The sequence below is a fragment of the Micromonospora globbae genome (assembly GCF_003610785.1).
GTDB classification, from domain to species: domain Bacteria; phylum Actinomycetota; class Actinomycetes; order Mycobacteriales; family Micromonosporaceae; genus Micromonospora; species Micromonospora globbae.
The window spans coordinates 1-21,501 of the sequence record NZ_RAQQ01000025.1 but is presented as its reverse complement, the minus strand read 5'-3'; the positions used below and the strand labels follow the sequence as shown (position 1 = coordinate 21,501).

The following is a 21,501-nucleotide window of genomic DNA, read 5'->3' as shown; positions in this document are numbered from 1 at the left end:
GGACGCACGACCACCCGACCGGACCGGGACGCAAGACGACGTGGCCCGAGCGACGCCCACGACCCGAACCGGGACGCGGAGCTGGGCCGCCGGCGCCCGGGCCCGGCCGGCAGGCAGCCGGCCGGGGCGCCGGGGAGCGTTCAGCTCAGCAGGCCGCCGAGCAGGCCGCCCTGCTGCTCCTGCGCGCCGCTGCCCATGACCGGCGGCTCCTCCGACGGCTGCACCACCACGAACCCCTGCCCGGCGAAGCTCATGGTGAACGCCTCGCCGGTGCGCCGACCGAGCAGCGTGCCGAGGCCGAGCTGCTCGGCCCGGTGGTAGCCGGTCTGGAGGTTCGCCGACCAGCACACCGCCGCCTGCGGGTCGACGTACGTCGGCTGGTCGACATTGAGCACGACCGGGGTGCCCTTCGTGGTGATCGCGATCCGGCCGTAGCCGGTGAACACGCAGTTGAACAGGCCGGACGAGGAGGCCATGCCAGCGCCGCCGACCATCTTGATGTCGTACTGGAGGGTGGAGTCGAAGGCCAGCACGCTGGAGCCGTTGATCGAGAGCGCGTCGCCCGGCTCCAGGTCGATGATGTGGACGTCCTTGGCCAGCTCGGCGAGGAAGACGTCGCCCTGACCGCTGACCCGCATGAGCGGCACGCCCTCGCCGGTGAGCTTCTGCTTGAGGAACTTGCCCAGGCCGCCGGAGCCCAGCGCCTGGAACTGCACGTTCCCCTGGTAGGCGACCATCGACCCGACCCGGGCCATCGCCTCGCCGTTGAGCTCGATCTTCAACATCTTGGAGTTCTGCAGCCGCATGCCGGGCTGCGCGGACTCCTGCTCCAGGTTCTCGGCCGAGAACAGCGAGCTGCGCATGGGTGCCTCCTGAGTCACGATGCCTGCCACGACGACGGTAGGTGACCGTGACAACGGTGGGCATCGGTCACGCGGCGTGGCCGCCGGCGCGGATCGGTGGCGTCGGGGCGGACGACCGGCGGGTCAGGCCCAGCCCAGCTCGTGCAGCCGCTCGTCGTCGATGCCGAAGTGGTGGGCGATCTCGTGCACCACGGTGATCGCGACCTCGTCGACGACGTCGTCCTCGGTGTCGCAGATGCGCAGGATGGGGTGGCGGTAGATGAAGATCCGGTCCGGCAGCACCCCGGAGTAGTCCCAGCCCCGCTCGGTCAGGGCGTGCCCCTCGTAGAGGCCGAGCAGGTCGTCCTCGCCCGGCGGCGGGTCGTCCTCGACGAGGATCACCACGTTGTTCATGAGGCCGAGCAGTTCCTCGGGCACCTCGTCGAGAGCGTCGGCGACCAGCTCCTCGAAGCGCTCGCGGCTCATCTCCATCGGCACCACGCCATTCTGCCCGACGCCGCCCGTACGCGGCCCCACCAAGATCCCTACCCGCCCACGGAGAGAGCGGCCGTCGCCCGGACGGGGGCCCTCTCCGTGAGCGTGCGGTCGACGGGGGTCAGGAGGCGAGGCGGGCGGTGAGGGTGATCTCGGCGCCCGGCGAGAGCAGGCGGGAGATCGGGCAGTTCGCCTTGGCCGCCTCGGCGAGCTTCTGGAACTCGCCCTCGTCGAGGCCCGGCACCTGCCCGACGGTCTCCAGGTCGATCCGGGTCACGCTGAACCCGGCGTCGGTCTTGTCGAAGTGGACCTTGGCGGTGGTCTCCACGGAGGTGGGCGTCGCACCGGCGTCGGCGAGCGCCTTCGAGAAGGCCATCGAGAAGCAGCCGGCGTGCGCGGCGCCGATCAGCTCCTCGGGGTTGGTGCCCTCCCCCTCCTCGAAGCGCGACTTGAACGAGTAGTTCCCCTCGAGCCCGCCCTTGCCGGTGCGGAGCGTGCCGGACCCCTCGGTGAGGTTGCCCTGCCAACGTGCGGAAGCGGTACGGATAGGCATGGTGCCGACGCTATCGGAAAGCGACACCACCTGCGACGGGCTCCCGCGACGCCCGCGCTGCGATCCCCGTCACCGCCGTCCCCTGTGCCATCATTCGACCAGGCCCGTGACCGGCGGAAGGATGGCGATGTCCCGAGAGCTTCCCATCCCGCGTCAGGACGACCGCTCCGACGGCACGGCCGTCATCGAGTGGGGCGAGGTCGAGTCCGGGGCGCCGGAGCGCCGGCATCCGCTCGCCGCGCTCGGCCGGGACGGGCTGCTGCCACCGCTGCTCGCGGGGCTGGGAGCGGTGGCCGGCGTCGGTTCGCTGTTCGGCGAATGGGTGGTGATGACCCTGCCCGACAGTGGCCGCGACGACCAGCCGCTCGAGGTACCGGCCGGGGTCGCCGAGATCGGCGGCCTCGGGATCGGCTACCTGGTGGGGCTGCTCGCCCTGGTCTGCGCCGTGGCTCTCGCGCTGCGGGGCACACCGGGTGTCCGGCCCAACGCCCGGGTCGCCGGATTCGCCCTGGCCGGGTCGCTGCTCGCGGTGCTCGCCGTCGCCGCGGTCCAACTGGACGACCCGGTGCGGCGCGGGATCCTCTACTCCCCTCAGGACGGCTTCCGCATCGAGTACGGCCGGGGCCTCGTGATGGCCTTCGTGGCCTGCGCGCTGCTCGGCGCGGCGCTGCGGCTCGCGCCGTACGCCGCCGTGCCGGACGGGACCGAGCCGTCCGGGCCCGTGCTCCCGCGGCGGCGCCGGGCGGTGCGGGAGGAGCCCGACGACGTGCCGCCGGCGCCGGCCGACCTGACCGTCCAGCCGACCGTGCCGTTCGCCCGCCCGGAACCGCCGATCTGAGTCCCGGCCGCCGCGCCGTCGGGGCGACGGACGCGGCGAGGCTCCGTGCCGGCCGCCCGGCCGCCGGTTCGCTCCTGGCTCACGTACCGGCCGCCGGCACGGCTCCCGCCCCGCGGACCCGCCGCCGGCAGGGCTCCGCATTCACGGACCGACCCAGCGCACCCCTCGCCGTCGACCAGCGCGTCGGTGGCGCGCAGGCCGAGCCGCTCGGCCACCCGCGCCGACGCGCGGTGGTCGGGGTGCACGTGGGCGATCAGCGCTGCGATGCCGTGCCGGTCGAGCCAGCCGACCATGGCGGTGGCGGCCTCGGCGGCGTAGCCGCGGCCCTGCTGCGGCGCGACGACGACCCAGGCCAGCTCGGCCACCGTACGGGCGCCGTCGAGCCGGATCGTGGCCTGTACGGTGCCCACCGCGTCGCCGGTCTCCCGGTGCCGCACGATCCAGTTCAGCCAGCCCTCGGCGCCGTCCGGCGAGTGCCCGGCGGCCTGGCGGGCGTACCGGTACCGCAGTTCCTGAAGCGTTGCCGGCCGGCCGCCGATGAACTCGTGCAGGCGCTCGTCGCGCAGGAGCGGGGCCATCTCGTCCGCGTGCTCGACCCGCAGCGGCTCCAGCACGAGCCGCTCGGTCTCGATGGGCTCCGCCGCCGGCCAGTCGCGCACCACACCCCTCACCGTACGACGACGGGCCGGGCGGGAACGCCGACAACCAGGGTCCGCCGCGGGTTGGCATCCGATTCGCCTGGAAGCCATGGTTGTGACCGGTCGGGCGAGGTACGGTTGCTGCCCGCCGTCACTCCGGGTCGACGATCGACCACTGAAACGGCTGGTTGCGACGGCGGCGGGCGAAGGAGGAACGATGACCCGCCCGGGACTGCCCAAGCTGATCGCCACCGACCTCGACGGGACGCTCGTCCGCAGCGACGACACCGTGTCGGCGTACACCCACGAGGTGCTCGACCGGGTGCGGGCCGCCGGGATTCCGGTGGTGGGCGCCACCGGCCGCGGCCCCCGGCTGACCGAGCTGACCCGCAACGACATCCGCGCGGCCGATTTCCTGGTGATGGCCGGCGGCGGGCGCGTGGTCGACCAGAGCGATCCGGCCGGCCCGGTGGTGCTCCGGGACGAGCGGCTCCCCGCCGAGGTGCTCGCCCGGATCCTCGCCGACCTGGAGGCCGAGGTCGGCCCCCTGACCGTGATGGTGGAGGCGTCCGACGAGCACGACGCCCCGCTCTGGGGTGACCGCGACCCGAGCTGGCCCTACCAGGACCGGTTCGAGCCGCGTACCCGGGCGGAGTGCCTCTCCAGCGACGTGATCAAGGCGTTCGCGCGCACGGCGGACCACCACGTCGACGAACTGCTCGACGTGGCCCGCCGGATCGTGCCGCCGGAGGTGGCCACGCTCACCCAGGCGGGGCTCGGGTTCGTGGAGATCTGCCCGCCCGGGGTCGACAAGGCCACCGGGCTGGCCGTCGTGGCGCAGACCCTCGGCGTCGACCCGGGCGACGTGCTGGTCTTCGGTGACATGCCGAACGACCTGCCGATGTTCGCGTGGGCGGGCTGGTCCCGGGTGGCCGTCTCCAACGCGCACCCGGCCGTGCGGGCGGCCGCCGACGAGGTGACCCTGCGCAACGACGACGACGGGGTGGCGGTCTACCTGGACCGACTACTCTCCCGGTGATGGGAGAGACACCTCGACTGGTCGCCACCGACATCGACGGGACGCTGCTCCGGGACGACCGGACCGTCAGCCCGCGCACCGCCGAGGTGCTGGCCCGGATCAGCGCGCGGGGCACGCCGGTCGTGCTGGTCACGGGACGCCCGATCCGCTGGATGAAGCTGGTGTACGAGCAGCTGGCCGAGCCGCTGCCCGCGATCTGCGCGAACGGCGCCGTCGTGTACGACCCGGTCGGTGACGAGGTGCTGCGGGCCGATCCGCTGGCCCCCGAGCTGCTCGCGGAGGTGGCGCGGCGGCTGCGGGCCGAGGTGCCCGGGGTGAGCTTCGCCGTCGAGGTGACCGACAGCCGGCAGATGCGGCACGAGGCGCACTACCCGATGCGCTGGGACGCCGACCACGACGCGATCCGCGCCGTGGAGTCGCCCGAGGAGCTGCTGGAGGCGCCCGCGGTGAAGCTGCTGGCTCGCGCCGGCGAACAGGACCCGGACGCGTTCGTGGAGCTGGTGGCGGCGGCCCTGGAAGGGCTGGCGGAGGCGACCCACTCGTCGTACTCGGGGCTCGTCGAGATCTCCGCGGCCGGGGTGACGAAGGCGGCGGGGCTGGCCTGGTACTGCGGGCGGCTCGGCATCGACGCGGCCGACGTGCTGGCCTTCGGCGACATGCCGAACGACGTGCCGATGCTCACGTGGGCCGGCCGGGCCGTCGCGGTGGCGAACGCGCACCGGGCCGTCCTGGAGATCGCGCACGAGGTCGCGCCCGCCAACGACGAGGACGGCGTGGCGGCCCACCTGGAGAAGGTCTTCGGCGTGGGGTGAGCGCCGGCCGGGGCGGGACGCCCACGGCCGGCGCGGTTCCCCGAGGGCCGCTACCCGGTCGGCCGCGCCGTCGCACGCGGCCGGCGGGATCAGAGGTACTGGCCGGTGCTGTGCCCCTCGCCGCCCTGCGACTGCCCCATGCCCGGCATCCCGGGCGCCATCCCGCCGGGGCCGCTGGGCAGCGCCCGTCCGGATCGCATCTGCTCGAGCTGCACCCGGGCGGCCATCTGCTGGGCGACCAGCGCCGCCTGGATGCCGTGGAAGAGACCCTCCAGCCAGCCGACCAGCTGGGCGTGCGCGATGCGCAGCTCGCTCTCGCTCGGCGCGCCCTCCTCGGTGAAGGGCAGCGAGATGCGCTCCAGTTCCTCGCGCAGCTCGGGGGCGAGACCCTCCTTGAGCTCGACGATCGACCGCTCGTGGATCTCCCGCATCCGGTGCCGGCTGGCGTCGTCCAGCGGTGCGGCCTTGACCTCCTCCAGCAACTGCTTGATCATGCTGCCGATCCGCATCACCTTCGCGGGCTGCTCGACGAGGCGGGTCGGGTCCTCCCCCTGCCCGTCGTCGGTCTGCACGGTGCCGACGGGCCGGCCGTCCGGGCCGACCACCACCACCGTGCCGGAGTGACCGGTGCCCTCGTGGCCCGGCTCGTCGTTCTGTCCAGCGGAGCGCGCTTCGGTCATGGGAACCATCTTTACCCAGCGCCCGGTCCCGACGCTCGCCGGGACCGACTCCCTCACCCCGGCGCCGTCCGGCGGTCGCGCTACCGTCACGCCATGTCCGCCAATCCGCGCGCCGTCCTGACCCGGCCCGCACCGGAGCCCGACCACACGGTGGCGTACGGCGACCATCCCGATCACGTCGCCGACCTCCGCGAGCCGGCCGTGAGCGAGCCGGCCGTGAGCGAGCCGGGTGGGGACGGGCCAGCCCGCCCGCTCGTCGTCGTGGTGCACGGCGGCTTCTGGCGGTCCGAGTACGACCGGCGGCACACCGGCCCGATGGCCGCGGCCCTGGCCGCGCTCGGGTACCCCGTGGCGCAGGTGGAGTACCGGCGTACCGGGCAGCCGGGCGGCGGCTGGCCGAACACCCTCACCGACGTCCTCGCGGGCGTGACCGCACTGCCCCGGCTGGCCGCGTCGGCGATGCCGGGCCGGGTCCCCGACGCCCCGCCGATCCTCGTCGGCCACTCGGCGGGCGGCCACCTCGCGCTCTACGTGGCCGCCACGGCCCCGGCGGCGGTCGGTGGCGTGCTCGCCCTCGCCCCGGTGGCCGACCTCGGGGAGGCGTACCGGCGGGACCTGGACTCGGGCGCGGTCGCGGCGCTGCTCGGCGGCGGCCCGGACGAGGTGCCGGACCGGTACGCGGCGGCCGATCCGCGGGCGTTGGTACCGATTCGGCCACGGACAGTAGTCGTCCACGGGGAGCGTGACCGGCAGGTGCCGGTGGCGATGAGCCGGGGATTCGTGGCGGCAGCCCGTGCCGCCGGTTCCGATATGACCCTCGTTGAGCGACAAGAATGCGAGCATTTCGGGCTAATCGACCCCGAGTCGGCCGCCTGGCCGGCCGTGGTGGACGCGTTGCGATCCCTGCACGAAGATCATCGGCGGATTGACGCAGCGTCGCGGAGCAGGTAGAACGCCGGAGGGGCGACCGGCCCCCACCCCTGTTGGAAGGACTCGGTGTCGCAGATGAACCGCAGACGGGCGCTCCAAATCCTGGCCGCGCTCGGTACCACCGGACTCCTCACGGCGTGCGGCGACGACGCCGCCGACGGCGGGTCGACCGACACCAAGAGCCCCATCAAGATCGGCCTGATCGCACCGCAGGCGGGCGGCCTCAAGGCCATCGGCGACGAGATCACCAACGGCTTCCAGCTCTTCCTCGACCTGCACGACCAGCGGCTCGGCGGGCACCCGGTCACGCTGCTCACCGCCGACGAGGGCGAGACCGTCAACTCCGGCAAGGCCGCGGTCGACAAGCTGCTGCAGCAGGGCGTCCTCGCCCTGACCGGCGTGGTCAACTCCGCCGTCATGCTCGGCATCCGCGACACCGTGGAGCAGGCCCGGGTGCCCCTCATCGGCTCGAACGCGTCGCCGAGCACGCTCGCCAGCGTGGTCTACATCTGGCGTACGTCGTACGTGCTCGACGAGGCGGGGAAGGCGCTCGCGGGCTACCTCAAGGAGAAGCTCCGCCCCGGCGACAAGCTGGCGATCATCGTCCCGGACAGCGTCGGCGGCGACGACGTGGTACGCGGCTTCCGGCAGGAGTTCGGCGCCTCCGACCCCCGCATCGCGGGCGCGGTCATCAAGACCACCGCCGCCGCCAACCCCGGCAAGACGGCGTACGTGCAGGACATCCGGCGGGCGCTCAACCGCAAGCCCACCGCCGTGCTCTGCTTCTACACGGCCGAGGCCGGCGTCGAGTTCATCCGCCAGCTCCGCAACGAGGGCTACAAGGGACCGGTGTACGCACCCGGTTTCCTCACCGAGGGCACGGCGCTGGAGAACATGAAGGGCGACGCCGCCAACATCGAGACCGCCCTCAACTACTCGGCCGACCTCAGCAACACGGCGAACCGGGTGTTCGCCTCGGCGTACCGGAAGAAGCACAACACCTCGCCCACCACGTACGCCATGGCCTCCTACGACGCGGCGCAGGTGCTCGACCAGGCCATCGACCTGGCCGGCGAAAACCCGAACCCGCAGCAGGTCAACCTCGCTCTCGGCAAGCTCGGGCAGATCGACAGCCCGCGCGGCATCTGGCAGTTCAACCAGCCGCGTACGCCGCAGCAGAAGTGGTACCTGCGCCGGGTGCAGAACGACGGCCAGGTGCTGTCCAACGTCCTGATCACCGAGCTGGCCACGCTCGGCTGAGCCCGGAGACACCGGGGCCGTCCCCCCGCGCGGGAGGACGGCCCCGGTGCGACGTGCCCGTCGCGGCGGTCAGTGCCGCAGCTCGGCGATGCAGCACTTCACGCTGCCGCCGCCCTTCTTCAGTTCGGTCAGCTCGACCGGGACCGGGTGGTAGCCCGCCGCCTCGAGCTTCTCGGCGAGCCCGACCGCCTCGCTGTTGAGCACCACGTTGCGGCCGTCGCTCACCAGGTTGAGCCCGAAGGCGATGGCATCGGCGTCGTCCGCGACCACGGCGTCCGGGAAGAGCTGCGCGAGGACCCGCTGGCTGGCCGTCGAGAACGCGCCCGGGAAGTAGACGATGTTGGCGTCGTCGACGGCGGCGAGCGCCACGTCGAGGTGGTAGAAGCGGGGGTCGACGAGCCGCAGCGACACCACGGGCCGACCGAGGGCCTCCTGCGCCTCGGCGTGCGCCGGAAGCTCCGTCCGGAACCCGTGGCCGGCGAGGATCAGCCCGCCGTGCGCCTCCGGGACGTACGCGAAGTCGCCCTCGCCCTCGTTGGTCTCGTTCGGCGCGATGAACCGCCAGCCCTGCGCCTCGTAGAACGCCCGGTGCGCGGCGGCCTCGGCGGCCCGCTGCTCGTGCTTGAACCGGGCGCCGTAGACCGTCCCGTCCACCACGAACGCGCCGTTGGCGGCGTACACCATGTCGGGCAGGCCCGGCTCGGGCGCGAGCAGGTGCACCTCGTGGCCGAGGCCCACGAGGGTCTCCCGCAGCCGGTCCCACTGCTTCACAGCCAGTTCGCGGTCGACCGGGGTGGTCAGGTCCATCCACGGGTTAATCGCGTACTCGACCGCGAAGTGCTCGGGGGAGCACATGAGATATGTCCGCTTTCGCGGCACTCGCTGGTGGTTCACGGTCACCAAGGGTAGGTATCCTCCAACTTTGGTAACAGCCACAACCATTGCTTCCCAGAGGCGGAACGTTGCAGATCGACGCCGTTGACCAGCGGATCATTGCGTTGCTCGTCGCCGACGCCCGGGCGTCGTACGCCGACATCGGCAACCGGGTGTCACTCTCCGCCCCGGCCGTCAAGCGACGGGTCGACCGGCTGCGCGCCGCGGGGGTCATCCGGGGGTTCACGGCCGTCGTCGACCCGGCCGCCGTCGGGTGGACCACCGAGGCCTTCGTCGAGCTGTTCTGCGCCGGCCGGACGACGCCCGCGCAGATCGGCGCGGCGGCCCGACGGCACCCCGAGGTGGTCGGCGCGTACACCGTCTCCGGGGAGGCCGACGCGCTGGTGCACCTGCGCGCCGCCGACATCGCCCACCTGGAGGCGGCGCTCGAACGGCTGCGGGCCGAGCCGTTCGTGACGTCCACCCGCAGCACCATCGTGCTGTCCCGGCTGGTCGAGTCACCCGGCGTCGGCCCCTCCGCCGGTTGATCCGGATCGTTCGCACCAGCCGGGAACCACGGCCGACGATGTCCCGTCGAACCGGCCATGACACGGGGAGTCCCGATCGCCGCGGTCGGCACGCTGGCCGCGCTCACGCTGCTCGCCGGCAGCGGCATCCCGCCCACCGCCGGGGCGACCACGCCCACCACACCCACCGCACCCGCCGGCCCGATGCGGCTGGTCGCCTACGACTCCTGCGCCGAGGCGCTGGCCGACCTGCGCGCGGCCGCCGGCGCGGCGGTCGGGCCGTGGGGTCTCGGCGGGGACGAAATCGTCCCGGCCGTGGCGAAGGCGGGCGGCGGCGACCGGTACGCCGCAGAGTCCGCTCCGGAACACTCGACCACGAACGTCCACGAGATCGGGGCGGACGAGCCGGACCTGGTCAAGACCGACGGCCGCCGCATCGTGACGATCGGTGACGGCGTGCTGCGCGTGATCGACCCGGCGACCCGGCGCACGACCGGACGTCTCGATCTCGGGGCGGGCCCACTGCCCGACCCCCACCGGGAGCGCAACCTGCTGTTGCTCGGTGACCGGGCGCTGGTGCTCGGCGGGCCGGCCCGGATGACGTTCCGGCCGGCCGACGACACGGCCACGGGCGGGGCCACCCTGCTCACCCTGGTGGACCTCGCGGCGGCGACGCCCACCGTGCTCGCCACCTACTCGATCGACGGTGTCCTGCTCGACGCCCGGCAGACCGGCGACACGGCCCGGGTCGTGGTCCGCTCCCATCCCCGGCTCGACTTCCCGTTCCGACGGGACGCCAGCGACGCCGAACGGATCGCCGCCAACCGGGCCGTGATCGCGGAGACCGGTCTGGACGCCTGGCTGCCCGCGTACGAGTGGACCGGCGGCGGGCAGCGGCACGCCGCCCGTGTGGGCTGCGACCGGCTGAGCCGTCCGGCCGACGCCACCGGCACCTCCCTGCTGACCGTGCTCAGTTTCGACCTCACGGCCGACCGGCTGGGCGACGGCGACCCGGTGAGCGTCGCGGCCGACGCCGACGTGGTGTACGGCACGGCGACGAGCCTCTGGCTGGCCGGTGACCGGACCGTGGAGCGGTCACGCCCGAGCTGGTGGGGCCGGCAGCGGTCGGAGGTGAGCACGGTCCTCCACCAGTTCGACACGGCCGGCCCCGGGCGCCCGCGCTACCTCGCCAGCGGGGCGGTGCCCGGATGGCTCGTCAACCAGTACGCGCTGTCCGAGTGGCGGGGTGACCTGCGCGTCGCGACGACCGTCGACGCCCGCGCGGGACGCCCAGGCTCCTCGGAGTCGGCGGTGTACGTGCTGCGCCGGCAGGGCGGCACGCTGGAGCGGGTCGGCGCCGTCACGGGCCTGGGCCGGGGCGAGCGGATCCACTCGGTGCGCTTCCTCGGCGGCACCGGCCACGTGGTGACCTTCCGCCAGACGGACCCGCTCTACACGCTGGACCTGACCGATCCGGCCGCGCCCCGGGTCACGGGCGAGCTGAAGATCACCGGCTACTCGGCCTACCTGCACCCGCTGCCGGACGGGCGGCTGCTCGGCGTGGGCCAGGAGGCCGACGCGCGGGGCCGGACGCAGGGCCTCCAGGTCTCCCTCTTCGACGTGCGCGACCCGACCCGACCGGCGCGGCTCGACCGGTACCACGTGCCCGGCGCCTGGTCGGCGGTGGAGTTCGATCCGCACGCCTTCCTGTACCACCCGGGGACCGGCCTGGTCGCGCTGCCCGTCGACGACGGCGTACGGCTCCTGCGGGTCACCGGCGACGGCATCAGCGAGATCGGACGGGTGACCCACCCGGACGGCAGCGGGCGCGGCGTGGACCGGTCGTTGCTCGTCGGCGACACGCTGTGGACGGTCTCGGCGGCCGGTCTGCGCGCCAGCGACCCGCGTACGGGACGGAGCCTCGACTGGCTGCCCTCGACCTGAATCTCCCTCCCCCGGCGGGTGGGGCCCGGATTGTCGGGGATCCGGGCCCCACCCGCCCTTGACCTGAAGTCAGGTTCACGGTGTCGACTGGTCACCGGGAACCGGACGGAGCGGGCGGGGAGAGTGTCGTGCGAGCGGTGTGGTTGCGGGAGTTCGGCGGGCCGGAGGTGCTCGCGGTCGGTCCGGCGCCGGATCCGGTGCCCGGGCCGGGCCAGGTGCTCATCGACGTGGCGCACGTCAACATCACGTTCGTGGAGACGCAGTTCCGCGCCGGCCGGCCCGGTCCCTTCGGCGGCACACCGCCGCTGATCCCCGGCAACGGCGTGGGCGGCGTGATCGCCGCGGTCGGCGCCGGCGTCGACCCGGCCTCGATCGGCCGCCGCGTGGTGAGCGGCACCGGTGGCTCCGGCGCGTACGCCGAGCGGGTCGCCGTGGACGCCGCGCTGCCCATCGAGGTGCCCGACGGGCTGTCCCTCGACGCGGCGGTGGCGCTGCTCGCCGACGGGCGTACGGCCGCCATGCTCGTCGACACGGTCGACCTGCGGCCCGGCGAGCGGGTCCTCGTGGAGGCGGCCGCGGGCGGGGTGGGAAGCCTGCTGGTCCAGCTCGCCGCCGCCACGGGCGCGCGCGTCGTGGGGCTCGCCGGCGGGCGGCGCAAGGTGTCACTGCTGCCCGCGTTCGGCGCGGAGGTGGCGGTGGACTACCTCCGGCCCGACTGGGCCGACCAGGTCCGCGCCGCCACGGACGGGGTCGACGTCGTGTTCGACGGGGTGGGGGGCGAGGTCGGCCGGACCGCGTTCACGCTGCTCGGGCCGGGCGGCCGCATGGTCAGCTTCGGCCTGGCCAGCGGCGAGTGGGCCGGGGTGCCCGCCGAGGACGCCGCCGAGCGGGGCGTACGCCTGGTGCGGCCGGACGTGCCGCCGGCGCGGCTGCGGGCGTACGCCGAACGGGCGCTGGCGGAGGCCGCGGCCGGGCGGCTGCGGCCGGTGATCGGCCAGCGGTTCCCGCTGGAGCGGGCCGCCGACGCGCACGCGGCCATCGAGTCGCGGGCCACGGTGGGCAAGACGCTGCTGGACGTCCGCTGACGGGACCTCAGAGGTACATGCCGGTGCGGTGCTCCCCCTCGTCGCGGCGGACCGCCTTGTCGCCCTCGCCGAAGAACCGCTTGCCGCCGAACTCGCCGTGCAGCCGGTCGTCCAGCTCGTCGGCGAGGCCGGTCATCACCTGCACGGCCAGCATGAGGTGGGTGGGCTGGAAGTTCCTGCCGAACACCGGGATGGACGCCCACACCGTGTCGTCGGCGCAGTAGAGGCGGCCGATGGGCATCCGGTTGGTCAGCTCGGAGAGCTTCACGTAGAGCCGCTCGGTGGGCCGGACCTCGGTGAGCACCGGGGAGAAGACGTCGACCAGGGGCGGATTGTCCCGGACCCGGACGAACACCATGGCCGAGCCGGCCCGGATGTTGATGTCGCCGTCCGAGTCCACCTGGAGGCGGTCGGAGTCGGACTTCAGCATGGTGGAGACGACCGTCCGGACGCGCTCCTCCAGCGCCAGCACGTCGTTCTGCTCCGTCTGGGCGGCGACGGCCTCGACCAGCGCCTCGTCCAGGTCGGCCTCGGCCACGCGGCCCGGCCCGAACTCGCTGCGCGCCGTCCCCAGCGGCGCCCCCGGCAGTGGCTCCCCCTCCGCGTCGTGGATCAGGTAGACGAGGAACGCGGGGTGCGGGGCGCCGTAGACGTCGCGCAGCGTGCGGGAGAGCAGCGCGGCGATCCGGTTGGCGTCGGCCGTCGTGCCCTCCAGCCCGAAGTACTCGCCGGAGCCCTCGACGACACCGGGCGGCGACCAGCCGAGCGCGATCATGTCCGCCACCGCCATCCGGTCCAGCCGGTAGCCGTCCGGCAGGCTGGCGTTGCCGACCGCCCGCGCGGAGAGCCGGCCCTCCGCGCCCACGTCGACACCGATCGAGTAGACGGCGTCACCCGTTCCGGAGGCGGTGGGATCGAGGGTCAGCTCGACGTGCGCGCCCTCGGGGAGCGCCGGCAGCCGTTCGGCGAGCGACCGCGCGAACTCCTGCCACGCCTGGGTCACCTTCGCGCGCAGGTCGGCCGTGCTCGGCTCGTCGAGCAGGATCGACTCGGGGTGCTCCGCCTGCGCCGGGGTGCCCGGCTGCCCGGGTGCGGTGCCGGGCGGTTCACCGGGCGGCGTCGAGGGGTGGTCTGCCGTCATGATCGCCTCCGTCCGTCACGGTCACCCTACCCACGGGGCCCGGAGGTCGAATCAGGCCCGACCGTGATCGGACATCGGCCCCGCGGCGGTGGGCCGCACCGGCGTTCGGGAACGACGAAAGTCCTGGTCGAGGCGGGTGCCGGGTGGGGCGTCGCGGACGCCGGCGGTGCGCCGCGGACGCCGGCAGCGCGTCGCGGGCGTCCGCCATGCGTCGCGGGCGCGGGCGGAGCCGGAGGCTCGGCGGTGCCGGCGGGTCAGGAGGGGGCGTCGGCGCGGTCCGCGCCGAGTTCGACCGGCCAGCCGGCGGCCAACGCGCGCAGCCGCTCGGCCGCGTCGGCCGGGTCGGCCCCGCGCCCCACGGCCAGCCCGAGGAGGTACGCGGACACCGGCGCGCCCGGGCGCAGGACCTGGTGGGCGACGTCCTTCGCGAGGCCCAGCACGGCCGGCACCGGCACCTGGCCGGGATCGAGACCCAACTCGGCACAGGCCGCCGTGACCCAGTCGTCCATCACCGTCATCGTGCCCACTCCTCCGCCCGGCGTATGTCCTCGTCAGTGTCGCAGTCGAACCACGGTGGGGGGCCGTCACCGGCCCAGGCCACCTCGCGTACGGCGAGCCCGGCCAGCAGGGCACGGACCGGGGCCCCGGCGAGGCTGCCACCCCGCTCCGCGGCGAGCCGGTCCAGCGCACCCCGCAGTGCCGGCACCCGCCACACCCCGCAGAGCATCTGCCGCCGGCCGTCGGCGTCGACGTAGCAGGCGCCGTCGGCCTCGACGCGCCCGCCCGCCGGGTCGGCCAGTGCGCGCAGCAGGAGCGCGACCGCGTCCCGGGTGAGCAGTGGCAGGTCGGCGGCGAGCAGGGCGACGACGGACGTGCCGGCATCGAGGAGCGCGAGCCCGGCCGCGGTGGCCGCCACCGGCCCGCCCCCGGGTGGCCGCTCGCGCGTCACCCGTACGCCGGGCGGCGGCGTGTCGGCCGGGCCGACCAGGATCCGCGGCGAGGCGTCGGCGATCGCGGACAGCACCCGGTCACGCATCGACCGGCCGCCGACCGGCAGCGCGGGCTTGTCCACCCCGCCCATCCGGCGGGCCGCGCCACCCGCGAGCACCACCGCCGCGTACGCCCCCACGCGGCCCACGGTAGCCGTGCGGGCGCCCGGCCGGGCGGTGCAGGATGGCGGGATGGGACGCGCAGCTGACCGACGGGGCGTACTCCGGATCGACCTCGACGCGGCGGACGGCCGCACCTCCGTCCGGCGGCCGGACACGCTCGCGGTGGAGGAGCCGCTGGAGATCAGGGTCGGGCCCGCGGGGCCGGGCCGGCGCAGGCCGCTCGCCGTGACCATGCGTACGCCGGGCGACGACCTCGACCTGGCGATCGGCTTCCTGATGACCGAGGGGCTGATCCGGTCGACCGACGACGTGCACACCGCCCAGTTGTGTGCCGGGGCGGAGACCCCCAACACGTACAACGTGGTGGACGTGGTGCTCGCGCCCGGCGTGCCGGAGCCGGCGACCGACCCGGCCCGCAACTTCTACACCACCAGCTCCTGCGGCGTGTGCGGCAAGGCGAGCATCGACGCCGTCCGGACCCGGTCGCTCTTCCCGGTCGCCGGCGACCCGGTCACCGTGCCGGCGAAGGTGCTGGCCGAGCTGCCGGACCGGCTGCGGGCCGCGCAGCGCGGCTTCGAGCGGACCGGCGGGCTGCACGCGGCGGGACTCTTCACGGCCGACGGGTCGCTGGTCGTGCTCCGCGAGGACGTGGGCCGGCACAACGCCGTCGACAAGGTGATCGGCTGGGCCGTGCGGGAGCGGCGGCTGCCCCTGGCCGGGCACGTGCTGATGGTCTCCGGCCGGGCGAGCTTCGAGCTGACCCAGAAGGCGTGGATGGCCGGGGTGCCGCTGCTCGCGGCCGTCTCCGCGCCGAGCACCCTCGCCACCGACCTGGCCGAGGAGGCCGGAATGACCCTGGTCGGCTTCCTGCGGGGCCGGACGATGAACGTCTACGCCGGGCCGCAGCGGGTGCTCGTGAGCTGACGCCGGCTCTCAAGAGGAGCGGCCGGTTGATCCCAGACCGTGGCCCGTTGATCCCGGAGGGGCCCGGTTGGTCCGGCGGGCCGGCGGTGGCCGCGGCGGTCAGCGGTTGAGCAGGTTGATGTCGATCTCCCCGCTCAGCAGGCCGAGGCGGAACGCGGCGTCGCGGGCGATCAGGAAGCCGGCGATGCCGAGGACCCAGCCCAGCGCGCTGCCCGCCTTCTTCTCGATCCACGTGTTGAGCCGCCCGAGCAGCCGCTCGATGGGTGCGGGGAAGGCCAGCCGGGCACCCAGCAGCAGCAGCGCGGGCACCACCATGACGACGCAGTAGCCGGCCAGCACGGCCACCACGACCGGACCGGAGAGGTCGGTCGTCGACAGGAGGGTCACCGCACCGAGGTACGGCAGCATGGTCGCCACCTCGGCCAGCGCGGCGAGCAGCGCCAGCCCGACCAGCCAGCGGGCCGAGGAGTCACCGGAGGTGACGCGGTCACGCCAACGCAGCACACCCCCCGAGCGGCGCTGCCGCTTGCCGTCGTAGCGGAAGCTCAGCACGAAGAGCCCGACCCCGAGCGCGAGCTGCGCCCAGAGCACCGGCCGGTGGTCCAGCGCACCGCCCAGGGTGTCGGCCAGTCGCGTGCCACCCCAGACGAGCAGCAGCCCGACCCCGAGGTAGAAGCCGGCGATCGTGCCGAGGTAGGTCAGGATCCGGCCCACCCGGACCCGGCCCGGCGTGAGCAGCAGCCAGACCGGGATGAAGAGCGTACCGATGCTGGTGCTGTCGATCAGCGCCAGACCGGCGAGCGTCAGGAGCAGGCCGACGCTCATCGGATCGTCGTCGAGGGGAGAACGGGCACGTACCGATTCTCCGGGCCGTGTGACCCGGCCGAGTCGGCCACGGGAACGAACGGGTCGTACATCGTTCGACGGACCGGCCGCGGTCACCGGCGTGCCAGCGGTGGGGCACGCCACGGCGGTGCCTGCGCGCCCGTCCCGTCACCGGCGGGAGCCTCGCCGCCCGCGTCGCCGCACCACACCGGGCAGCCCGGCCGTCGGCCAGCCGTCCAGGTCCGAGGGTGGTACGCCCCGGCGCAGCAGGTCGTCCAGGAGCACCGCCAGCGAGTAGTCCGGGTGGCGGGCCAACGCCCGTTCCAGTGCGACCGCGGCCAGCGCGCCCTGGCCCGCCCGCCAGGCGGCGAAGGCCAGCAGGCTCGCCGGGGCGGCGATCAGTTCCGGCTCGGCGCGGCGCAGCACGTCGCCCCAGAAGGCGATGTCGCCGTCGCGCCCGTCGGTGCGTTCCCAGGCGTGGTCGCGTACGGGAATCTGGGTCAGGAGCAGCGTCAACCAGGCCACCTCGTCGTCGCCGAGGCGTTCGCCCCGGCGGTGCTGGCGCAGCGCGTCGCGTACGGCGGCCACTCCGGCGGCCCGTACGGAGCGTGCGCCCAGCAGATCCTCGGCGGGCGCCTCCTCGACGAGGCGCGTGAGCCGCCGTTCGGCCTTCGCGACGGCCTCGCGCATCGCCGCCCGGGCGGGACCGCTCACCGGCGCCACCTGTGCCGCGAGCGCGGCCCGGTCGGGGAGCGCGACCTGCCCGGCGAACACGGCCGACGCGGTGACCTGGCTGCTGCCCGGGTCGTACGGCCGGCCCTCCGGTGGGCAGCAACGGGCCTCGCCGCACAGGTACGACCACCAGCGGCCGTCGGTCACGCGCAGCGCGTCGAGCAGCACGAGCCCGCCCTCGTCGAGCGCGTCCCGGACCGCGTCCACGGCAGGCGTCACCCGGTGCGCGGGCCCGTAGCCGACCACGGTGGCGGCGTCCACGCGCTGCCGGCGGACCACGCCGACGAGATGCCGGGCCCGGTCCGCCGGGGCCTCGGCCGGGTCGGGCAGGTCGGCCCGGGCGGCGAACACGACCCGCCGACCACGCATCGCCACGACGACCACGCTGTCGGCGGGATGGAAGCCGAGCAGGTACGGCACGGCGGCGAGCAGGTCGGCGGGAGAGCGTACGGCGAGGCGGTGAACGTCGGTCGAGGTCATGCGGGCAGCCTGCGACCGGGTGTCCCCGCCGCGCCGCCCCTGTGGACGACACACCCGTCATCCACAGTCACGCAGCGTATTCGCCCAGGTCAGCTGGGACCACGACCGCGTACGTGACGACAGGCCGGCCGCGCCGGGTTACCGTGCGCAGATGGACCTCGCGTACCTGCGGGCGCATCCGACCCAGCTGCCGACCTTCCTCACCCACCAACGGATCCGGGAGACGCCGGTCTCGGGCGGCGACATCTGCGCCGCCTCCCGGCTCACGCTCGACGACGGCCACTCGGTCTTCGCGAAGACCTGGCCCGAGCGGGCCGCCCGCCCGGTGCCCGACGGCTTCTTCGCGGCCGAGGCCGCCGGACTGCGCTGGCTCCGCGAGGCGGACGCCGTGCCCGTGCCCGAGGTGATCGTCGCGCTGCCCGACCTGCTCGCCCTCGAATGGGTGCAACCCGGTGAGCCGGACCCGGCGGCAGCCGAGCGCCTCGGCCGGGAACTGGCCGCCCTCCACCGTGCCGGGGCGTCGACCTTCGGCGCGCCCTGGCCGGGCTTCATCGGGGCGCTGCCGCAGGACAACACTCCCGACGAGGGCCCCTGGTCGCGGTGGTTCGCCGCGCGGCGGCTCACCCCGTACCTTCGGCGGTCCGTCGACAGCGGGGCGCTGACCCCGGCCGACGCGGCCCTGGTGGAGCAGGTCGTCGACCGGATCGGCGAGTTCGGTGGCGACGAACCCCCGGCGCGCGTCCACGGGGACCTGTGGCCCGGCAACGTGCTGTGGGGGGCCGACGACCGGGCCTGGCTGGTCGACCCCGCCGCGCACGGCGGGCACCGGGAGACCGACCTCGCGCAGCTCGCGCTGTTCGGTGGGGCGCCGCACCTGGACCGGATCCTCTCCGCGTACCAGGAGGTCTGGCCACTCGCCGACGGCTGGCGGGAACGTGTGCCGCTGCACCAGTTGCACCTGCTGCTCGTGCACACCGCGCTCTTCGGCGCCGCGTACCGGGACGCGGTCACGCGGGCCGCACGATCCGCCCTTGCCGGGCTCGATCGCGCTACGGTCGAGCGGTGAGCCTCGCCCATCCGCCCGGCGGCGCCCTCGTCGACCGGTACGGCAGGGTCGCGCGGGACCTGCGCGTCTCCCTGACCGACAAGTGCAACCTCCGGTGCACGTACTGCATGCCGGCGGAGGGGCTGCCCTGGCTGGCCGGGCCGGAGCTGCTCACCGACGACGAGATCGTGCGGCTGATCCGTGTCGCCGTGCAGCGGCTGGGCGTCACCGAGGTCCGGTTCACCGGCGGCGAGCCGCTCATCCGTCCCGGCCTGGTCCGCATCGTGACCGAGGTGGCCGCCCTCGACCCGCGCCCCACCATCTCGCTGACCACCAACGGCATCGGCCTCGACCGGCACGCCCCGGCGCTGCGCGCCGCCGGACTGGACCGGGTGAACGTCTCGCTGGACACCCTGGACCCGGCCCGGTTCACCGAGCTGACCCGCCGTCCCCGGCTCGACGCCGTCCTGGCCGGCCTGGCCGGTGCCGCGTCGGCCGGCCTCGCGCCCGTGAAGGTCAACAGCGTGCTGATGCGCGGGATCAACGACGACGAGGCCCCGGCCCTGCTCCGCTTCGCCCTGGCACACGGCTACGAGCTGCGGTTCATCGAGCAGATGCCGCTGGACGCGCAGCACGGCTGGGACCGGACGGCCATGGTGACCGCCGACGAGATCCTCGCGTCGCTGCGCCGCGAGTTCGACCTGCGTGCCGACCGCGCCGAGCGCGGGTCGGCGCCCGCGGAGACCTGGCTGGTCGACGGGGGGCCGGCCCGGGTCGGGGTGATCGCGAGCGTGACCCGCCCGTTCTGCGGCGACTGCGACCGCACCCGGCTCACCGCCGACGGTCAGGTCCGCGCCTGCCTCTTCGCCACCGAGGAGTCCGACCTGCGGGGCGCGCTGCGTGCCGGGATGGACGACGACGAGCTGGCCGACCGATGGCGGGCGGCCATGTGGGGCAAGCGGGCCGGCCACGGCATCGACGACCCGTCCTTCCTGCAACCTGCGCGGCCCATGTCCGCCATCGGAGGGTGACAGTGATCGACCCGACGCCGCCGACCACGACGGCGACGCTCACCATCCGCTACTTCGCCGGGGCGCGCGCCGCCGCCGGCCGCAGCGAGGAGACCGTGCCGGCCGGACGATCCCTCGATGACATCGCCGCTGACCTGGCCGAATCCCACGGTGAGCGGCTCGCATCCGTGCTGAAGGTGGCGAGTTTCCTGGTGGACGGCGTGACCTGCCATGATCGCCACACACCGCTGCCGGCCGGGACGACGATCGACGTCCTGCCTCCCTTCGCCGGCGGCTGAGGGAGGGCACGTGCTGTCGGTGCTGGGGTTCGTGGGCGCTCTCGCCCTGATCACCGGCCTCATCCACCTGTACCTGTGGAAGCGGCTGGTCCGGGACACGACCCGGCCGGGGTTGTGGAGGCGGGTCGGCGGCGTCACCGCGCTGGTGCTCGCGCTGCTGGTACCCGCCACGCTGGCCGGCACCCGGGGCGGGCTGCACTGGCTGGCCTGGCCGGGCTACCTCTGGCTCGCGCTGATGTTCTACCTGCTCGTGCTGCTGGTGGTGCTCGAGGTGCCGATGCTGGTGGCCCGGCTGGTGCTGCGCCGCCGAGCGGTCACCGCCGAACCGACCGCCGCCGCCCCCGAGCCGGTGCTCGTGGGCGCCGCCGGCCCCGCCGACCCGCCGGCCGTCGACGCCGTCGCGCCCGACGACCACGACCCGTCGCGCCGGTTGCTGCTCGCCCGGGGGGCCGCCATCTTCGCCGGGCTCACGGCGGTCGGCGTCACCGGGTACGGCGTCCGCACCGCCCTCGGCCCGCCGCAACTGGACCGGGTGCGCATCCCGCTGGCCAAGCTGCCACGGAGCATGGACGGTCTGCGCATCGCCACCGTCTCGGACATCCACCTGGGGCCGCTACTCGGCCGGGCGCACACCGAGCGGATCGTGGCCGCGATCAACCGGCTCGACGCCGACATCGTGGCGGTCGTCGGCGACCTGGTCGACGGCACGGTGGCGGAACTCGGCGAGGCGGCGTCCCCGCTGCGCGGCCTGCGCTCCCGCTACGGCAGCTTCTTCGTCACCGGCAACCACGAGTACTACTCCGGGGTCGAGGAGTGGGTAGAGGAAGTGGACCGGCTGGGGCTGCGCGTACTCCAGAACAAGCGGGTGGAGATCGCCGCGCGCGGTGGCGTCCTGGACCTGGCGGGGGTGAACGACGTCTCCGGGCAGGGAACGGGCCTGGCCGCCGGCCCGGACTACGCCGCGGCGCTCGGCGACCGCGACCCGTCCCGCCCGGTGGTGCTCCTCGCGCACCAGCCGGTGGCCGCCGTGGAGGCCGCGAAGTACGGGGTGGACCTGCAACTGTCCGGGCACACCCACGGTGGCCAGATCGTGCCGTTCAACCTCGCGGTGCGGCTGGAGCAGCCCATCGTCTCCGGACTGGGCGAAGTGGACGGCACGAAGGTGTACGTCACCAACGGCGCTGGTTTCTGGGGCCCACCGGTCCGCGTAGGCGCCCCACCCCAGGTAACCCTGGTAGAACTCCGCGCACCCTGATCCCACCGCTCGGTTGATCATGAAGTTATCGCCACGACACGCCGGGTGGTTTCTAGGCTTCAGTGCAACTGATCTTGGTTGGGTTGGGGGTGCTGGTGGCGAGGCCGGGTGTGTTGACGTTCGGGCATCGGCAGGTGTTGGAGCATCTGTGGGGTTCAGGGC

The 21,501-nt window shown here is 74.3% G+C and carries 23 protein-coding genes and 1 pseudogene; 13 read left to right on the top strand and 11 right to left on the bottom strand.

Annotated features, from left to right (window positions below; genetic code table 11):
* Positions 1–140: 140 nt before the first annotated feature.
* From D7I43_RS26955 to D7I43_RS26945, 3 genes are all read right to left on the bottom strand, one after another.
* Positions 141–863, bottom strand: a complete 723-nt coding sequence (locus tag D7I43_RS26955) for an AIM24 family protein (RefSeq protein WP_120331388.1) — start codon at positions 861–863, stop codon at positions 141–143.
* 123 nt (positions 864–986) lie between these two features.
* Positions 987–1,334, bottom strand: coding sequence for a metallopeptidase family protein (locus tag D7I43_RS26950; protein ID WP_120331387.1), 348 nt, complete (start codon positions 1,332–1,334; stop codon positions 987–989).
* A 124-nt stretch (positions 1,335–1,458) separates the two neighbouring features.
* The gene (locus D7I43_RS26945; protein ID WP_120331386.1) at positions 1,459–1,890 is read right to left on the bottom strand and encodes an OsmC family protein; all 432 of its coding nucleotides are present in this window, start codon (positions 1,888–1,890) and stop codon (positions 1,459–1,461) included.
* 127 nt (positions 1,891–2,017) lie between these two features.
* On the opposite strand from D7I43_RS26945, the gene D7I43_RS26940 reads away from it, so the two are divergent.
* On the top strand, positions 2,018–2,728 hold the full coding sequence (locus D7I43_RS26940) for a hypothetical protein (RefSeq protein WP_120331385.1): 711 nt from the start codon (positions 2,018–2,020) through the stop codon (positions 2,726–2,728).
* A 251-nt stretch (positions 2,729–2,979) separates the two neighbouring features.
* Here the strand turns inward: D7I43_RS26940 and D7I43_RS33810 are convergent.
* A pseudogene (locus D7I43_RS33810) lies at positions 2,980–3,306 on the bottom strand (GNAT family N-acetyltransferase); the annotation flags it as partial.
* Positions 3,307–3,583: 277 nt separating this feature from the next.
* Between D7I43_RS33810 and D7I43_RS26930 the strand changes: the two are divergent.
* Both D7I43_RS26930 and D7I43_RS26925 read left to right on the top strand, forming a co-directional pair.
* Complete coding sequence (locus D7I43_RS26930) at positions 3,584–4,405, top strand: HAD family hydrolase (RefSeq protein WP_120331384.1); 822 nt, start codon at positions 3,584–3,586, stop codon at positions 4,403–4,405.
* A complete protein-coding gene (locus D7I43_RS26925) occupies positions 4,405–5,217 on the top strand; it encodes an HAD family hydrolase (protein WP_120331383.1) in 813 nt (270 codons plus the stop codon). Before D7I43_RS26930 ends, D7I43_RS26925 begins: the two co-directional genes overlap by 1 nt.
* An 89-nt stretch (positions 5,218–5,306) precedes the next feature.
* Here the strand turns inward: D7I43_RS26925 and D7I43_RS26920 are convergent, their stop codons facing one another.
* The gene (locus tag D7I43_RS26920) at positions 5,307–5,906 is read right to left on the bottom strand and encodes a bacterial proteasome activator family protein (RefSeq protein ID WP_120331382.1); all 600 of its coding nucleotides are present in this window, start codon (positions 5,904–5,906) and stop codon (positions 5,307–5,309) included.
* A gap of 84 nt (positions 5,907–5,990) precedes the next feature.
* On the opposite strand from D7I43_RS26920, the gene D7I43_RS26915 reads away from it, so the two are divergent.
* Together D7I43_RS26915 and D7I43_RS26910 are read left to right on the top strand one after the other, a co-directional pair.
* The gene (locus D7I43_RS26915; protein WP_120331381.1) at positions 5,991–6,848 is read left to right on the top strand and encodes an alpha/beta hydrolase family protein; all 858 of its coding nucleotides are present in this window, start codon (positions 5,991–5,993) and stop codon (positions 6,846–6,848) included.
* A 45-nt stretch (positions 6,849–6,893) separates the two neighbouring features.
* Positions 6,894–8,087: an ABC transporter substrate-binding protein gene (locus tag D7I43_RS26910; protein WP_120331380.1), complete on the top strand. Its 1,194-nt coding sequence runs from the start codon at positions 6,894–6,896 to the stop codon at positions 8,085–8,087.
* A 69-nt stretch (positions 8,088–8,156) separates the two neighbouring features.
* Here D7I43_RS26910 and ddaH read toward each other — a convergent pair whose 3' ends face one another.
* Entirely contained in the window at positions 8,157–8,990 is an 834-nt protein-coding gene (gene ddaH / locus D7I43_RS26905) for a dimethylargininase (protein WP_338042008.1), read from the bottom strand.
* Positions 8,991–9,049: 59 nt separating this feature from the next.
* On the opposite strand from ddaH, the gene D7I43_RS26900 reads away from it, so the two are divergent.
* The 3 genes from D7I43_RS26900 to D7I43_RS26890 all read left to right on the top strand — a co-directional run bounded on the left by D7I43_RS26900 (position 9,050) and on the right by D7I43_RS26890 (position 12,516).
* Positions 9,050–9,508, top strand: a complete 459-nt coding sequence (locus D7I43_RS26900; RefSeq protein WP_120331378.1) for an Lrp/AsnC family transcriptional regulator — start codon at positions 9,050–9,052, stop codon at positions 9,506–9,508.
* Positions 9,509–9,565: 57 nt separating this feature from the next.
* Entirely contained in the window at positions 9,566–11,431 is a 1,866-nt protein-coding gene (locus tag D7I43_RS26895; protein WP_120331377.1) for a beta-propeller domain-containing protein, read from the top strand.
* A gap of 128 nt (positions 11,432–11,559) precedes the next feature.
* Positions 11,560–12,516 (top strand): zinc-binding dehydrogenase, encoded by a 957-nt coding sequence (locus D7I43_RS26890; RefSeq protein WP_120331376.1) that lies wholly within the window; start codon positions 11,560–11,562, stop codon positions 12,514–12,516.
* A 7-nt stretch (positions 12,517–12,523) separates the two neighbouring features.
* On the opposite strand, the gene D7I43_RS26885 is transcribed toward D7I43_RS26890, so the two are convergent.
* From D7I43_RS26885 to mobA, 3 genes are all read right to left on the bottom strand, one after another.
* A complete protein-coding gene (locus D7I43_RS26885) occupies positions 12,524–13,657 on the bottom strand; it encodes a T3SS (YopN, CesT) and YbjN peptide-binding chaperone 1 (protein ID WP_120331375.1) in 1,134 nt (377 codons plus the stop codon).
* 254 nt (positions 13,658–13,911) lie between these two features.
* Entirely contained in the window at positions 13,912–14,175 is a 264-nt protein-coding gene (locus D7I43_RS26880) for a DUF6457 domain-containing protein (protein ID WP_120331443.1), read from the bottom strand.
* Positions 14,172–14,786, bottom strand: a complete 615-nt coding sequence (mobA, locus tag D7I43_RS26875; RefSeq protein ID WP_120331374.1) for a molybdenum cofactor guanylyltransferase — start codon at positions 14,784–14,786, stop codon at positions 14,172–14,174. The genes D7I43_RS26880 and mobA overlap by 4 nt, the downstream gene beginning before the upstream one ends.
* A 52-nt stretch (positions 14,787–14,838) precedes the next feature.
* Between mobA and fdhD the strand changes: the two genes are divergently transcribed.
* Complete coding sequence (fdhD, locus tag D7I43_RS26870) at positions 14,839–15,693, top strand: formate dehydrogenase accessory sulfurtransferase FdhD (RefSeq protein ID WP_120331373.1); 855 nt, start codon at positions 14,839–14,841, stop codon at positions 15,691–15,693.
* A 99-nt stretch (positions 15,694–15,792) separates the two neighbouring features.
* Here the strand turns inward: fdhD and D7I43_RS26865 are convergent, their stop codons facing one another.
* Complete coding sequence (locus D7I43_RS26865; RefSeq protein ID WP_120331372.1) at positions 15,793–16,518, bottom strand: GAP family protein; 726 nt, start codon at positions 16,516–16,518, stop codon at positions 15,793–15,795.
* A gap of 168 nt (positions 16,519–16,686) precedes the next feature.
* Complete coding sequence (locus D7I43_RS26860) at positions 16,687–17,730, bottom strand: DUF4192 domain-containing protein (RefSeq protein ID WP_120331371.1); 1,044 nt, start codon at positions 17,728–17,730, stop codon at positions 16,687–16,689.
* A gap of 151 nt (positions 17,731–17,881) precedes the next feature.
* On the opposite strand from D7I43_RS26860, the gene D7I43_RS26855 reads away from it, so the two are divergent.
* Genes D7I43_RS26855 through D7I43_RS26840 form a run of 4 tightly spaced genes read left to right on the top strand, consistent with a single transcriptional unit; the run spans position 17,882 to position 21,339 of the window.
* Positions 17,882–18,796, top strand: a complete 915-nt coding sequence (locus D7I43_RS26855) for a fructosamine kinase family protein (protein WP_120331370.1) — start codon at positions 17,882–17,884, stop codon at positions 18,794–18,796.
* Positions 18,793–19,806, top strand: coding sequence for a GTP 3',8-cyclase MoaA (gene moaA, locus D7I43_RS26850; RefSeq protein WP_120331369.1), 1,014 nt, complete (start codon positions 18,793–18,795; stop codon positions 19,804–19,806). The genes D7I43_RS26855 and moaA overlap by 4 nt, the downstream gene beginning before the upstream one ends.
* Positions 19,807–19,808: 2 nt before the next feature.
* Positions 19,809–20,084, top strand: a complete 276-nt coding sequence (locus tag D7I43_RS26845) for a MoaD/ThiS family protein (RefSeq protein ID WP_240033180.1) — start codon at positions 19,809–19,811, stop codon at positions 20,082–20,084.
* 10 nt (positions 20,085–20,094) lie between these two features.
* On the top strand, positions 20,095–21,339 hold the full coding sequence (locus tag D7I43_RS26840; protein WP_120331367.1) for a metallophosphoesterase: 1,245 nt from the start codon (positions 20,095–20,097) through the stop codon (positions 21,337–21,339).
* Positions 21,340–21,501: the final 162 nt, after the last annotated feature.

Excerpts from the sequence above, each read along its gene's own strand:
- D7I43_RS26895 (WP_120331377.1), top strand. The coding sequence starts at position 9,566 with ATGACACGGGGAGTCCCGATCGCCGCGGTCGGCACGCTGGCCGCGCTC.
- fdhD (WP_120331373.1), top strand. The coding sequence starts at position 14,839 with ATGGGACGCGCAGCTGACCGACGGGGCGTACTCCGGATCGACCTCGAC.
- D7I43_RS26930 (WP_120331384.1), top strand. The coding sequence starts at position 3,584 with ATGACCCGCCCGGGACTGCCCAAGCTGATCGCCACCGACCTCGACGGG.
- D7I43_RS26865 (WP_120331372.1), bottom strand. The coding sequence starts at position 16,518 with ATGAGCGTCGGCCTGCTCCTGACGCTCGCCGGTCTGGCGCTGATCGAC.
- D7I43_RS26940 (WP_120331385.1), top strand. The coding sequence starts at position 2,018 with ATGTCCCGAGAGCTTCCCATCCCGCGTCAGGACGACCGCTCCGACGGC.
- D7I43_RS26915 (WP_120331381.1), top strand. The coding sequence starts at position 5,991 with ATGTCCGCCAATCCGCGCGCCGTCCTGACCCGGCCCGCACCGGAGCCC.
- D7I43_RS26950 (WP_120331387.1), bottom strand. The coding sequence starts at position 1,334 with ATGGAGATGAGCCGCGAGCGCTTCGAGGAGCTGGTCGCCGACGCTCTC.
- D7I43_RS26955 (WP_120331388.1), bottom strand. The coding sequence starts at position 863 with ATGCGCAGCTCGCTGTTCTCGGCCGAGAACCTGGAGCAGGAGTCCGCG.
- D7I43_RS26860 (WP_120331371.1), bottom strand. The coding sequence starts at position 17,730 with ATGACCTCGACCGACGTTCACCGCCTCGCCGTACGCTCTCCCGCCGAC.
- D7I43_RS26920 (WP_120331382.1), bottom strand. The coding sequence starts at position 5,906 with ATGGTTCCCATGACCGAAGCGCGCTCCGCTGGACAGAACGACGAGCCG.
- D7I43_RS26855 (WP_120331370.1), top strand. The coding sequence starts at position 17,882 with ATGGACCTCGCGTACCTGCGGGCGCATCCGACCCAGCTGCCGACCTTC.
- D7I43_RS26945 (WP_120331386.1), bottom strand. The coding sequence starts at position 1,890 with ATGCCTATCCGTACCGCTTCCGCACGTTGGCAGGGCAACCTCACCGAG.
- D7I43_RS26925 (WP_120331383.1), top strand. The coding sequence starts at position 4,405 with ATGGGAGAGACACCTCGACTGGTCGCCACCGACATCGACGGGACGCTG.
- D7I43_RS26885 (WP_120331375.1), bottom strand. The coding sequence starts at position 13,657 with ATGACGGCAGACCACCCCTCGACGCCGCCCGGTGAACCGCCCGGCACC.
- D7I43_RS26880 (WP_120331443.1), bottom strand. The coding sequence starts at position 14,175 with ATGACGGTGATGGACGACTGGGTCACGGCGGCCTGTGCCGAGTTGGGT.